This window comes from Sinomonas sp. T428B (genome assembly GCF_056780155.1).
On the sequence record NZ_JBRAZR010000001.1, the window covers coordinates 158010 to 170999 of the forward strand.

Genomic DNA, 12990 nt, shown 5'->3' on the forward strand with positions numbered 1-12990 from the left:
GGGCTCCTGAATGTGCTGAGGGGACGGCGGCGTTCCTACGCATTCAAGCATCCTTTGCTCCGGCGAGAATTGTCGGAGGTGGGTGCGAGGGTTGGTCCATGGGAGGGGAGGACGTCTTCGGCGAAGGGCCGGGCCGGGAGGATCCGGATGCGGGGCTGGCGTCCGTGCCGCCGGATCCGGCGCCGTGGGACGAGGACCCGGCCCGGTATGTCGACCCGGACAGGATGGACCCGTGGGAGCCGGGGTACGAGCGGATGATGGAGGCCCGGGACGAGGCGGGGCTGGCGGCCCTGGCCCGGGACGTGCCGGACTTCGACCCGGACGCGGACCTGATGGAGTGCACCCTGACCAGCCCGGCCCTGGGCGCGATGCCGCGGGCCAGGGTGCTGCACGCGGCGTCCCTGGTCGACTCCATCGCCGGGGCCGAGGCCGCCGTCGCCCGGCTGGAGGCCCCGGGGCTGGCCGCGTCCGAGATCGCCGCCCGGCTCAGGATCTCCCAGCGCAGCGCCCGGGCCATGGTCGAGGAATCCCCGGCCCTGACCGCCCCGGCGTACGCCCCGGTGTTCGAGGCCATGCAGGCCGGCCGGCTGACCCGCCGCCGCGCCGCCGTGGTGCTCGACGCCGATCCCGGTCCCGGCGTCCCGGCTGGCCGACTTCGTCGCCGCCGCGGCCCCGATCGCCGCCCCGCAGGACCCCGACCGGGTCCCCACCGTCCCGAACCTCGGGCGGCGGCTGCGGCGCCTGGCCGAGGACTACGCCGACGAGCCCCTGGCCCTGCGGAAGGCCACGGCCGCCGCCGACCCCCGACGAGGCGCGGAGGTCAACCAGCTCCGCGCCGACGCCCTCACCGACCTCCTCACCGGCACCGGGACCATCGCCGACATCAAATCCCTCGCGGGCGCCGGTGCGGTGAACCCCTGCCCTGACACCATGACCACCGATGGCGCCGATGCGCCCGAGGCCCTGGGCCCGCTGCGGCTCCCTGCCGGGGGCGTGCGGATGGAGCTCGTCGTGACCGTGCCGGCCGCGACCCTGGCCGGGGCCTCGGACACCCCGGGGGAGATCCTCGGCTACGGGCCCATCGACCCGGAGGCGGCCCGCCGGCTCGCCGCGCCTGCCGCTTCCCCGGCTGCGACAAGCCAGCCGCCGCGACCGAGGCCGACCACACCCACGAATGGTCCCAGGGCGGGGAGACCGACGTCGGCAACCTCGCCCTCCTGTGCCCCGAGCACCACCGCCTCAAGACCCTCGGCCTCTGGACCGTCCGCCACATCGGGGAGAGCGCAACGGCGGAGACCCGGACCGAGGACGAGACCGAGGCAGCCTCGACCGGGACGGACGGGACGAACGACCAACCGGCCGGAATCGATCAGCCAGGCGCCCCACCCGGAACCCTCGAATGGACCGGCCCCTCGGGCAAGCGCTACATCACCTACCCCCACGCCGACCCGCCGCCACCGTTCTGAGCCCCGGCCTCGCCGGGCCCTAGCGCCCTACGCCCGCTCCCGCGCGTAGTCCGTGATCAGCACGCCGGTGTCCGTCGCCGAGCTGCGGAGGAGCCGCAGCGACGCCCGCGCACCGTCCGCGAACAGCCGGCGTCCGCGGCCCAGGACGATCGGGTGGATGAACAGGAGGTACTCGTCGATGAGGTTCGCAGCGAGGAGGGAGCCGATCAGCTCGCCGCTGCCCATGATGACGAGGTTCCGGCCCGCGCCCCGCTTGAGCTCGGCCACGGCGCCCGGGACGTCGCCGTTGCCGTGCACGAGCGTCGAGTTCGGCCACTTCAGGGTCGCGCCGGCGTCGCGGGAGGCGACGTACTTCGGGGTGCTGTTGAGCGCCTGCTTGAACGGGCCGCCCTGGGCGTTCCAGGACGCGAGCAGCTGCTCGTACGTGCGCCGGCCGAACAGGAACGCGGGGTCTCGGCCCATCCGCTCGCCCATCGCGGCGGGAATGGACTCGTCGCTGCGCGGCACGGCCCAGCCGCCGTCCCTGAACCCGTCCCGCGTGTCCTCATCCGGGGTCCCGGGTCCCTGCATCACGCCGTCGAGCGTGACGTGGTTCATCACGATGATCTTCGTCATCAGCTTTCTCCCTTCGCATCGAACGCCGCGAGCAGCCGCCCCACCGAGCCACCCAGGTTCCACTCTGTGGCGAGCCGCTCGAGCTCGGCCCGCGCCGCGCCGTCGACCGGGCCAAGCCGCGCGCCCGCCTCCTCGGGCGTGGGCAGGTCGAGGTCCCGCACCACGTTGACGACGGCGGGTGCCACCGCGAGGTAGCCGGCCGCCGCGGCGAGCTTCGCGCGCACGGGACCGGGCAGCCCGCTGGCGGGGTCAGCGGCCGCCTCGATCAGGCCCTCGAGCGTGCCGTGCTCCGCGAGCAGCGTCGCGGCGGACTTCTCGCCGATCCCGGCGACGCCGGGCAGGCCGTCGGAGGCGTCGCCGCGCAGGGTCGCGAAGTCGGCGTACTGCTCGGGCAGCACGCGGTACTTGCCCACGACGACGGCGTCGGTCACCACCTCGAGGTTCCTCATCCCGCGCGCGGTGTAGATGACGCGGACCCCGCGGGCGTCGTCGACCACCTGGAAGAGGTCGCGGTCGCCGGTGACGACGTCGACGGGGACCTCGGCGCGGCTCGCATAGGTGCCGACGACGTCATCGGCCTCGTGCTGCGGCGCGCCGACGACAGCGATGCCCGCCAGCGCGAGCACGTGGCGGATGAGCGGGACCTGCGCCTCGAGCGCGTCCGGGACGGTCTCGACGTCGGTCCCGGCGGGGACCTCGCGCGCGACCCGGTGCGCCTTGTACGTCGGGAGGAGGTCGACGCGCCACCGCGGGCGCCAGTCGTCGTCCCAGCACGCGATGAGCTGGGTTGCGCCGAACTCGGCGGTGAGCCGGGCGATCATGTCGAGCAGGCCGCGGACCGCGTTGACCGGCGTCCCGTCCGGCCGGCGGATCGAGTCCGGCACGCCGTGGAAGGCGCGGAAGTACAGCGAGGCGGTGTCGAGCAGCATGAGTCTCTCGGCCATAGTCGATCCTGACACGCGGCTCCCGAAACCTACACTGCTAGGGCGATCTCCTCGCTGCGGGCAACGCTCCGCCGGATGGCCGCCTTGTCGAGGCCGAGGAGCGTCGTGAGCCACAGGCCGTTCTGGAGGACGATGATGTCCGCCGCCCGCTTCCTGCACTCGTTGAAGGACAGCGCGGGCCTCGCGGCGCTGATCAGCTCCGCGAGCCCGTCCCGGTAGCGCTCCCAGGCGGCCGCGTTGATCTGCCGGAACTCATCGTTGGCCTGCGCGAGCGACCAGAGCTGCAGGCGCAGGGTCAGGTACTCCGTAGTGAGGAACTCGGGATCGGCGATCCGCCGGAGGGCCTTGCGCAGGCGGGCCACCGGGGCCAGCGACATGTCCGGCTCCACGAGGGCAAGGTCGTCCTCCTCGATGCGGTGCAGGGCCGCGCGGATGAGGCTCATCTTGTCTTCGTAGTGGTAGTTGACGAGCCCGAGGGAGACGCCGGCCTCCTTCGCGACCGCACGGATGTTGACGCCCGAGATGCCGTGCCGCGAGAGCAGCTCGAGCGCTGCCTCGAGGATGCGGCCCTGCCTGTCGACGCGGCCCCCGGAGTCCGTGGTCGGTGTGCTCATCCCAACAGCCTAGGGCGGTGTCGAACGGGCAGGATACCTTGCCCCGCCCGAGGCGCATCATAGGTGACATGGATCACGTGGACGTCCGGCAGGGCGAACTGCCCCTGCGCGGCAAGCGGCGCTTCCTCGTGAGGCTGACCACCGTGCTGATCGGCGGGATGCTCCTGGACGGCTACATCCTCGGGATCATCGGCCCTGTCACGGCCACGCTGACCGACGATCTGGGCCTCACGCCGCTCGAGGAGGGCCTCACGGCGGCGGCCGCCCTGCTCGGCATCCTCCTGGGCTCGCCCATCGGCGGGCACCTCGGGGACAAGTTCGGCCGCAAGCCCCTGTTCATGGCGGACATGGCGCTGTTCGTCATCGCGTCCGCGCTGCAGTTCGTCGTCGACTCCCCGCTCCAGCTGATCCTCGTGCGGTTCCTCATGGGCGTCGCGATCGGCACGGAATACTCCGTCGGCTGGCCGCTCATGTCCGAATTCGCCCCCGCCCACCTCCGCGGGAGGCTCCTCGGGCTGACGCTCATCGCGTGGTACACGGGCTTCATGGTCGCGTTCATCGTCGGCTACCTGCTCACCGAGTTCACCGACCTGGGCTGGCGGACCATCCTCGGCACGAGCACCATCATCGCCATCATCCTGCTCGTTGGCCGGATCGGGCTGCCCGAGTCGCCACGCTGGCTCTGGAACATCGGGCGGAGGGACGAGGCGAGGATCCTGGCCCGCCGGTACTTCGAGAGCGAGTCGGACATCGCCGACGTCGAGCACGAGGACGTCAAGCCAGGGAAGCTCCGGATGCTGTTCTCGCACCAGTACTGGCGGGCGACGCTGTTCACCTCGATGTTCTGGTTCTGCGGCGTCGCGCCGTACTTCGCGATCGCGACCTTCGCGGACAGCGTGCTGGGCAGCTACGGCCTCAGCGGCGGGCTCACGGGCGGCGTCGGGCTCTCGGCGCTGGCCCTCATGGGTGCCGTGACCACGGTCCTGCTCATCGACAAGGCCGGCCGCCGCATCCTGACGGTCCCGCCGCAGTGGCTCTGCACGGTGATCCTCGCGGTCATCGGGCTGTGGGCGGGGGCGCCGCCCGTCGTCGTGCTCGTGCTGTTCTTCGTCTTCTCGTACTTCAACACCATGTACAACACGCTGACCGGGGTCTACCCGACCGAGGTGTTCCCGACCGAGATCCGCGGCATCGGCACGGGCTTCGCCGCCGCGGTCAGCCGCGTCGGGGCCGGGATGGGGACGTTCCTGCTGCCCGCATCGATGGAGGCCCTGGGCACCGGCCCGACGATGCTCATCGCCGCCGGGGTGGCCTTCGTGGGCGCCGCGCTGTCCCAGTGGCTCGCGCCCGAGACGAAGGGCAAGAGCCTCACCGAGACGGCGGCGGGGTACGGGCACTGAGGTGAGGCGGACGACGGCGGCGGATCGCCGTCGTCGTCCGCCTCACCCGGGCGCCGAGGACGGCGGTTCCGCTGCGGCGGTCCCTGTAGATTTGAGTCTGGTCCCTTTCCCCTTCAGAACGGCTTCCCATGACGCGCGCCTCCGCCTCAAGAGATTGACCGTTGCTGCCCGTTGACGTGCGGCCCGTCAGGGGCCGCGTGACCGCCAGCGTGCGCGCTCGCTTCGGGCACGTGATCCGGACGTTGGGTCACGTGGGCCTGGACCCGTCCGACCTCACGGCGGGAGCGCGCTTCTGCGCGACGACGGCCGCTGCGGCGGTGGCCCTCGCCGCCGCCGGGCGCCCGGACGCCGCGCTCTTCGCCGTTTTCGGCGCGTTCCCCGTCATGTATGGCAGGGGCGCCGGCGGGCGCGTCGCTCGCGCCGCCGCCGAGGCGCACGCGCTCGTCCTGGTCGGCTCGGCCGTGCTCGGGGGATCGCTGCTCGCGGCGGCGGGGACGGATCCATGGCAGCTCGTGGGGTGGGAGGCTGCCTTCTGCGCTCTTGCATGCCTCTACGCGGCATGGGCGCGCACGACGCCGCCGGGGCCCTTCTTCGCCCTCCTCGCCTTCGGTGCAAGCGCCTCGGCGCACCCCGAGGGCGGACTCGCCGTGGCGCTGGGCGCCTTCGCCGCGACTGCGGCCGTCGCGATCCTTGCCGGCCTGGCCCTTCCGCCGGAGGCGGTCCACGGAGCTGGATCCCCGCACGCCGTTGAGCGGCCGGCCCATGCGGCTGGCGTCGTGCGGCACGTTGCCGCGGTGGCGGCGGCCGGCCTTCTGGGACTGTCCGCCGGAACTGAGCATGCCTACTGGGCCATGGCCTCGGCGGTGACGCCGCTTGCCGCCGTCGGCCTCGCTGGCATGGGGGTTCGCGGCATCCACCGTGTTGTCGGGACCTGCGCGGGCGTCCTCGTGGCCGTCCCGCTCCTCGCGGTCCCGCAGCCGGCGGCGCTCCTGCTGGCGGCGGTCGTCGCCTTCGCGCTGCCCACCGAGGCCTACATGCGCAGGAACTACGCGCTGGCCCTCGTGTTCTTCACCCCGCTCATCCTGTCGATGACGGCATTGGCCGATCCAGCCAGCGACGGGCACCAGCTGGCGGTGGACCGTGGGGTGCAGACCGTTCTCGGGGCGCTCGTGGGGCTCGGCGTCGGCATCGGCTTCGAAGTGGCCTCCCGCCGTCGTCGTGGGGCGCCCTGACGCCCCGGTCACAGGGGAGGGTCAGGTCACTCTGTCGGTGAGCCCGCTCACGCCGGTCGCCTCGGCGCAGTGGGCGCAGCAGAACATGCCCTGGCCCGACTCGACGCCGTGCCCGAGGATCCTGCAGCCGCAGTGGGCGCAGCTCGGGGCGAAGCCGTGGATCGCGCATTCGAAGCTGTCGAAGGTCATGGTGCGGTCGCCCTGGGTCAGGGTGAAGGCTTTGTCGTAGTCGTTGCCGCACACGTCACAGGTAGCCATGCCGGCTGACTACCCACGGCGCCCCCCGGCAAACGACGACGCGCCCCGCGCCCCGCCCCGCCCCGCCCCCGCCCAAGATGCGGGGTCACCTCCCAACGATCCGGGGTCACCTCCCAACGATGCGGGGTCACGTCTGGGTGAGCCCTACGAGTCGGCGAGGCGGCGGCCGATCGCGCTCTCGTCGAGCCGGTCGAGCAGCTCCCGCGGCGTCGAGTAGACCTCGACGACGCCCGCCTCCAGGAGCTCGGCGCCGCTGTACCCGCCGGTCGTGACGCCCACGGTGTCGATGCCGAGGGCCGTGGCGGCCTGGACGTCCCAGACGGCGTCGCCCACGTAGAGCACCTCCGAGGCGTCGAGCCCGCCGGCCTTGAGCGCCGCGACGAGGATGTCCGGGGCCGGCTTGGACTCCTCGGCGTCGGCCGCGCTCGTGGCGGCGTCGACGGCGTCGTCCGCCCCGACGGCCTCGCGCAGCACGGCGAGGTCCTGATCCCGCGCCGACGAGGCGAGCACGACGGCGAGCCCCGCCTCCTTGCACGCCACGAGCAGCTCGCGCGCGCCATCGAACCGGCGCAGATACGGCCAGTAGGTCGAGAAGACGGCGGCGTGCGCGTCGGCGATGCCCTCGTCCTCGTCGGTGTCGCGGTCCGGCCCGAGGAGCTCCGCGACGAGCTTGTCCGCGCCCATGCCCACGCAGCGGTGGATCGAGTTCATCCGCACGTCGTGCCCGAAGCGGCGGAAGGCGTGCCACCACGCGAGGGTGTGGAAGTAGGTCGAGTCGACGAGCGTGCCGTCCACGTCGAAGAGGATGCCGCGCAGCGCCGCCATGGGCCGCCTCCCTGCAAAGATCGGATCAGGTCAGGATCGGGTCGAGGTCCGCCCAGCCTATGCCAGTGGCCGCTAGCCTGAGGCCATGGGGTGGCACATCGGCACGTCGGGCTGGAGCTACGACCACTGGGAGCACGTCCTGTACCCGCCGGGCACGCCGCCGTGGCAGCGGCTCGGCCACTACACGGCGGCCTTCCGGACGGTCGAGCTCAACGCGAGCTTCTACCGCTGGCCGCGCAACACGGCGTTCGCGAGCTGGCGGCGCCGCCTGCCCGAGGGCTTCCTCATGTCCGTCAAGGCCCCGCGCGGCCTCACCCACGCCAAGCGGCTCTACGCCCCCGAGGCCTGGGCCGGGCGCATCGCGGACTCGTGGCACGAGCTCGGCGCGCGCCGCGGCGTCCTGCTCGTCCAGCTCTCACCCCTGCACGAGCGGGACGACGCGCGGCTCGACTGGTTCCTCGGCTCCCTGCCGCCGTGGATCCAGACCGCCGTCGAGTTCCGCCACCCGAGCTGGCACGTCCCCGAGGTCTTCGGGATTCTGAACCGGCAAGGCGCCGCATACTGCATCATGAGCGGGGCCCAGCTGCCGTGCATCCTCGAGGCCACGGCCCGGACGGTCTACGTGCGCCTCCACGGCCCCGACCATGGGCACCTCTACGCGGGCTCCTACTCCGACGCGGACCTCGGCTGGTGGGCCGAGCGGATCCGCGAGTGGGACGCCGCGGGCCACGAGGTCTTCGCGTACTTCAACAACGACGGCGGCGGGAACGCCGTGCGCAACGCGCACACCCTGCGCTGGATGCTCGGCTGACCCCTCCCGCACCCATCGGCGACCAATCCGACCCCGCGGCGGCTCCGAAGAACCCGTGCAAGCCCACCGGACTGCCGGCGGATTCCGGCGGAACAGGTGAACCAGGAGTCACGCCATGAACAGCATCAAGCGCCCCTCCGCCGCCGCCCTCGGCCTCGCGGCCCTCGCCAGCGCCACCGCCATGGACCCGGCCGCGGACCTCGTGGGTCCGGGCTGCGCGGACTACGCGAAGGCGGCGGTCTACCTCATCGACACGGTGCTTCTGCCCCCGATGTAGGCGCTCCCACCGCGGTACCGCACCGCGGACGACGGCGGGCTGGCGCTGGGGGCGCCCGCCCGCCGTCGTGCGTCCCGGCACCTGGGGAAGGAGGAGGATGACCGGCCGTGAGACAGTGGTCTACATGCCGGACCATGACGGCGGGGCCCCGAGCGCGGCCCCCGACCTCGACGGGCTCATGGCCCGCGTCGCGCGGGGCGACCAGGAAGCGTTCGGGCACCTCTATGACGCGCTCGCGCCGCTCGTGCACGGGCTCGTGCTGCGCGTGGTGCGGGACCCGGCGCAGAGCGAGGAGGTCACCCAGGAGGTGTTCCTCGAGGTCTGGCAGCAGGCCAAGAGGTTCGACGCCGACCGCGGCCGCGCCCGCGCGTGGATCACTGTCATGGCGCACCGCCGGGCCGTGGACCGGGTCCGGGCCGCACAGGCCGCGAGCGACCGGGACCTGCGCGAGGGCATCAAGGACTTCCAGGAGAGCTACGACGACGTCGAGCACCGCGTCGAGGTGGCCCTCGAGAGCGAGCGGGTCAGCCGGGCCCTCGACTCGCTCACCGAGGTCCAGCGGCAGGCCATCCGGCTCGCCTACTACGGCGGCTACACGTACGGCGAGGTCGCCGACGCCCTGGGGCTGCCCCTGGGCACCGTGAAGACGAGGATCCGCGACGGGATGATCCGCCTCAGAGACGTGTTGGGAGTGAGCCATGGATGACCAGCTGCACCTGCTGACGGGCGCCTATGCTCTCAACGCGCTCGACGATGACGAGCGGCTCCGCTTCGAGGGCTCGCTCGCGTACGGGCACCCGACCGCGCAGGAGGCGCGCGAGCTCGCCGAGACCGCGGCCCTGCTCGCCGCCGGCGCGGCCCCCGTGGCCCCGCCGCCGGACCTCAAGGCCAGGCTCATGGCCCAGATCGCGACGACCCCCCAGCTCGACGCCGCCCAGGAACCCCCCGTTGCGGGGTCATCTCCCAGCGGTGCGGGGTCATCTCCCAGCGATGCGGGGTCACCTCCCGCCCCCGAGCCCGAGGCGACCGTCACCGCGATCGGCGAGCGGCGCCGTCGTGCGCCCTGGCCCGCCCCCGCGCGCTGGCTCGCCGCGGCAGCCGCCGCCCTGTTCGTCGCCGCGGCCGGGGCCGGGCTCTGGGGCCTGCAGGTCAGGCAGGAGCGCGACGAGGCCCTGCTGCAGCTCGCCCAGGCGGCCAACGCGCCGACCGCCGTCATGGGCCGCATCCTCGCCGCGCCGGACGCGAAGGTGCGCGAGGTCAGTGTGCCCGGCGGCGGGACCATGCTCATCGTGCACTCGGAGCGCGAGGCCATCGGCGGTGTCATGGCCGTCAGGATGCAGGCCCCGCCCCCGGGCCACGTCTACGAGCTGTGGCTCGCCGACGAGGCCGGCGCGATGCACCCCGCGGGCATCATGCCGGGCGGCGACGGGGCGACGTGGAACGAGATCAGGGGCGGCCTCGGCTCCTCGAAGGCGCTGGGGGTGTCGGTCGAGCCGGCGGGCGGCTCGCCCGCGCCGACGACCGAGCCGATCGTCGTCGCAGAGCTCAGCTGAGGCGCGCGCTCAGCTGAGGCGCGCGGAGCTGGGGCGCCGGGGCCGCCCAGAGTGGACCAATCCGCCCCCGCGCCCGGCTCCGAAGTGAAGGTGCGGGCACACCGCACCGCAGGCGTCGCCAGGCGCCGCGGCCGACACTGAAGGAGCCACCATGTCCACATCAGCCATCTCGCACCGCACGCCGCTCGAGATCGCGGCGATGGGGGTGGGGGCCGTATTCCTGCTCGTGGGGATCCTCGGCTTCATCCCCGGCATCACGGCGGGCTCTGGGCCGAGCTTCGCCGGGCACCACTCGGACGCGTACCTGCTGGGCGTGTTCCAGGTCTCGGTGCTGCACAACGTCGTCCACCTGCTGTTCGGCGTCGCCGGCCTCGCGCTCGGCCGCACGTCCTCCGGGGCGAAGGGCTACCTCGTGTACGGCGGCGCGATCTACCTCGTGCTGTTCGTGTACGGCCTCATCTTCGGTGGCATGGACTCGGCGGCCAACTTCGTCCCGCTCAATGCCGCGGACAACGTGCTGCACCTGCTCCTCGGCGTCGGGATGCTGGGCCTCGGCCTCGTGCTCGGGCGCACGACGGCGGCCGCTCGCCGCTGACCCGCACCGCACCTCGGCCCGGGGTCATCTCGGGCAGCCTCTGAGGGCCACGGTTCGCGGCATGCGCCGCGGGACGTGGCCCTTGGCGTGTCCCCGGCCGGGCGGGCGTCAGGCCCGCTTGCCTCAGGCCGGGCGCGCGTTCCCGATGAACTCGCGGATGAGCCCCAGGTCCTTGACCCCGCGCGAGGACTCGACCCCGCTCGAGACGTCGACGCCCCCGGGCCGCAGCGCCGCGACCGCCTCGGCGACGTTGGCGGGGGAGAGCCCGCCGGCCAGGATCCAGAAGCCCTCGGGCGCCTCGGCGAGCTCCTCGTCCGTGATCCGCGTCCCCGAGCCGGGGACGTCGGCGTCGAGCAGGAGCCGGTCCGGCGTCTGCCAGCCGGCGGCGCGGCGGGCCGAGTAGTCGCCCGCGGCGAGGGCCCGGATCACGCGGAAACCGGCGGCGCGCAGGCCGTCCGCGGCGGAGTCCGGCTCGTCGCCGTGCAGCTGCACCGTGTCGACGCCGGCCTGCCGCGCGAGCCGCTCGACGACGTCGGGCGCCTGGTCCCGCACGACCGCGACCGTCTCGACGTCGCGCCCCGCGAGGCGCGCCGCGGCCCGCGCCACGGCGACAAGCTCGGCCGCCCGGCCGGCGTCGACCGTGCGGGGGCTCCGCTCCGCGAGCACGAAGCCGAGCGCGTCCGCGCCCGCGGCGACGGCGGTCTCGACGGATTCGGGCGTGGAGAGGCCGCAGATCTTGACCCACAGGCGCGCGCCGGGCTGGGCCTGCGTGGGCTGGGGGGAGGCCTGAGTCATCCTTCCAGTCTAGGTTCGTCACGGGGCGACCCGCGCCTTGGTGGTCGGATGTCTGATGCATAGCGTGGGCGCATGCTCACGTCTAGCCCTTCCTCCACCGTGCCTGCGGGCCCGGACAGCCGCCCGCTCGTGCGCAGCGCGCGGGACGTCGCCGCGCTCCTGTCCCACCGCGAGGGCCGCACCCCCGGTGCGTTCGCCGTCGTCATCCTCGCCCTCGGCGGGATCTTCATGGACGCCTACGACTTCTCGTCGCTCGCGTTCGGCATCACCGCCATCAAGCAGCAGTTCGGGCTGGACCCGTTCATGACCGGCTTCGTCAACGCCTCGATCATGATCGGCGCCGTCGTGGGCGCCTCCGCCGGCGGGTACCTGGTGGACCGCTTCGGCCGGTACCGGCTGTTCATGGCGGACATGGTGTTCTTCGTCATCGCGGCGATCGGCTGCGCGCTCGCCCCCAACGAGTGGGTCCTGATCCTCTTCCGGTTCGTCATGGGCGTCGGCGTGGGCCTCGACCTGCCCGTCGCCATGGCGTTCCTCGCCGAGTTTTCGAAGCTGCGCGGCCGCGGCTCGAAGTCGCAGACCGTCAACGCATGGTCGCCGGCCTGGTACGGCGCGACCGGCGTGGGCTACATCATCGTGCTCGTCTTCTTCCTCACGCTCCCGGCGACCGTGAACGACCAGCTGTGGCGCTTCGTGGTCGGCTTCGGCGCCGTGCCCGCGATCGTCGTCCTGATCGTGCGCCGCCGCTACCTCGCCGAGTCGCCGCAGTGGCTCGCCAACCAGGGCGACCTGCGCGGCGCCGTCGACATCCTGCGCGACAAGTACGGCATCGACGCCGCCGTCGACCCCGCCGCAGGGGCAGCTCCGAAGCGCCCGACGGCGACCGCGTCCCTCGCGTCGTTCGGCCGCCTGTTCTCCCCGCGGTACCGGCTGCGCACGGTCGCCGGTCTGTGCGTGAGCGTCTTCTCGACCTTCGGCTACAACGCCGTCGCGTACGGCACGCCGCTCATCATCTCGACCCTGTTCAAGCAGGGCCCGCTCGTGACCATCGTGTCCTCCCTCGTGATCAACCTCGTGGTCGGCGTGGGCGGCGGGCTGCTGGGCGTCGCGCTCGTGAACCGCGTCGGCGCGCGGAAGATGGCCCTGACGGGGTTCGCGCTGCAGGCCTCGGCGCTTATCGTCCTCGCGCTCGTCGGCGCACCGACCGGGGCCCTCGTCGCGCTCGCGGTCGCGATGCTCGCGCTGTTCATCTTCGCCCAGGCCGGCGGCCCGGGCGCGCAGCTCATGAACTACGCGACCCTGAGCTACCCGACCTCGCTGCGCGGCGTGGGCGTGGGCTTCAACGAGGCCGTCAAGCGCGTCTTCTCGATCGTCTCGCTCGTGTTCTTCCCCGTGCTCTCGGCCGCGCTCGCGACCGGCGTGTTCTGGGTCGTCGCGCTGTTCCCGCTGCTCGGCGTGCTCGCGCTCGCGCTCATCCGCTGGGACCCGACGGGGATGGATGTCGACGCGGAGGAGTTCGAGGAGTTCGACGGCGAGGCCCCCGAACGGACGACGGCGGCGCGCGCCTAACGCCGTCCCCCACCCAGCCTTGCGGGGTCACCTCTC

15 protein-coding genes and 1 pseudogene are annotated in these 12990 nt (G+C 73.0%); 9 read left to right on the plus strand and 7 right to left on the minus strand.

Annotation, left to right across the window (positions count from 1 at the left end):
* Positions 1-43: 43 nt before the first annotated feature.
* Positions 44-574: a hypothetical protein gene (locus ACUYMY_RS00750; RefSeq protein WP_481701736.1), complete on the minus strand. Its 531-nt coding sequence runs from the start codon at positions 572-574 to the stop codon at positions 44-46.
* Positions 575-1139: 565 nt separating this feature from the next.
* On the opposite strand from ACUYMY_RS00750, the pseudogene ACUYMY_RS00755 reads away from it, so the two are divergent.
* A pseudogene (locus ACUYMY_RS00755) lies at positions 1140-1466 on the plus strand (HNH endonuclease); the annotation flags it as partial.
* A gap of 27 nt (positions 1467-1493) precedes the next feature.
* Here the strand turns inward: ACUYMY_RS00755 and ACUYMY_RS00760 are convergent.
* The 3 genes from ACUYMY_RS00760 to ACUYMY_RS00770 are packed head-to-tail and all read right to left on the minus strand — an operon-like array spanning position 1494 to position 3639.
* Positions 1494-2081 carry a dihydrofolate reductase family protein gene (locus tag ACUYMY_RS00760; RefSeq protein ID WP_481701737.1) on the minus strand — a complete coding sequence of 196 codons (588 nt, stop codon included), beginning with the start codon at positions 2079-2081 and terminating at the stop codon, positions 1494-1496.
* A complete protein-coding gene (locus tag ACUYMY_RS00765) occupies positions 2081-3025 on the minus strand; it encodes a 5'-3' exonuclease (protein WP_481701738.1) in 945 nt (314 codons plus the stop codon). The genes ACUYMY_RS00760 and ACUYMY_RS00765 overlap by 1 nt, the downstream gene beginning before the upstream one ends.
* A 29-nt stretch (positions 3026-3054) precedes the next feature.
* Positions 3055-3639, minus strand: coding sequence for a TetR/AcrR family transcriptional regulator (locus ACUYMY_RS00770; RefSeq protein ID WP_481701739.1), 585 nt, complete (start codon positions 3637-3639; stop codon positions 3055-3057).
* A gap of 68 nt (positions 3640-3707) precedes the next feature.
* Between ACUYMY_RS00770 and ACUYMY_RS00775 the strand changes: the two genes are divergently transcribed.
* Entirely contained in the window at positions 3708-5039 is a 1332-nt protein-coding gene (locus ACUYMY_RS00775; protein ID WP_481701740.1) for an MFS transporter, read from the plus strand.
* Between the two features lie 197 nt (positions 5040-5236).
* Entirely contained in the window at positions 5237-6271 is a 1035-nt protein-coding gene (locus ACUYMY_RS00780) for an FUSC family protein (protein WP_481701741.1), read from the plus strand.
* A gap of 21 nt (positions 6272-6292) precedes the next feature.
* Here ACUYMY_RS00780 and ACUYMY_RS00785 read toward each other — a convergent pair whose 3' ends face one another.
* On the minus strand, positions 6293-6529 hold the full coding sequence (locus tag ACUYMY_RS00785) for a hypothetical protein (protein ID WP_481701742.1): 237 nt from the start codon (positions 6527-6529) through the stop codon (positions 6293-6295).
* A gap of 144 nt (positions 6530-6673) precedes the next feature.
* Positions 6674-7354, minus strand: coding sequence for an HAD family hydrolase (locus tag ACUYMY_RS00790; RefSeq protein WP_481701743.1), 681 nt, complete (start codon positions 7352-7354; stop codon positions 6674-6676).
* An 85-nt stretch (positions 7355-7439) separates the two neighbouring features.
* On the opposite strand from ACUYMY_RS00790, the gene ACUYMY_RS00795 reads away from it, so the two are divergent.
* The 5 genes from ACUYMY_RS00795 (at position 7440) to ACUYMY_RS00815 (ending at position 10590) form a co-directional block, all read left to right on the plus strand.
* Entirely contained in the window at positions 7440-8165 is a 726-nt protein-coding gene (locus tag ACUYMY_RS00795; protein WP_481701744.1) for a DUF72 domain-containing protein, read from the plus strand.
* A gap of 115 nt (positions 8166-8280) precedes the next feature.
* Entirely contained in the window at positions 8281-8442 is a 162-nt protein-coding gene (locus ACUYMY_RS00800; RefSeq protein ID WP_481701745.1) for a hypothetical protein, read from the plus strand.
* 97 nt (positions 8443-8539) lie between these two features.
* Positions 8540-9148, plus strand: a complete 609-nt coding sequence (gene sigK, locus ACUYMY_RS00805; RefSeq protein WP_481701746.1) for an ECF RNA polymerase sigma factor SigK — start codon at positions 8540-8542, stop codon at positions 9146-9148.
* On the plus strand, positions 9141-9995 hold the full coding sequence (locus ACUYMY_RS00810) for an anti-sigma factor (RefSeq protein ID WP_481701747.1): 855 nt from the start codon (positions 9141-9143) through the stop codon (positions 9993-9995). The genes sigK and ACUYMY_RS00810 overlap by 8 nt, the downstream gene beginning before the upstream one ends.
* 151 nt (positions 9996-10146) lie before the next feature.
* Positions 10147-10590 (plus strand): DUF4383 domain-containing protein, encoded by a 444-nt coding sequence (locus tag ACUYMY_RS00815; RefSeq protein ID WP_481701748.1) that lies wholly within the window; start codon positions 10147-10149, stop codon positions 10588-10590.
* A gap of 123 nt (positions 10591-10713) precedes the next feature.
* On the opposite strand, the gene ACUYMY_RS00820 is transcribed toward ACUYMY_RS00815, so the two are convergent.
* Complete coding sequence (locus ACUYMY_RS00820) at positions 10714-11385, minus strand: phosphoribosylanthranilate isomerase (protein WP_481701749.1); 672 nt, start codon at positions 11383-11385, stop codon at positions 10714-10716.
* Between the two features lie 72 nt (positions 11386-11457).
* Here ACUYMY_RS00820 and ACUYMY_RS00825 point away from each other — a divergent pair, with 72 nt between their 5' ends.
* Complete coding sequence (locus ACUYMY_RS00825) at positions 11458-12954, plus strand: MFS transporter (RefSeq protein WP_481701750.1); 1497 nt, start codon at positions 11458-11460, stop codon at positions 12952-12954.
* Positions 12955-12990 lie beyond the last annotated feature (36 nt).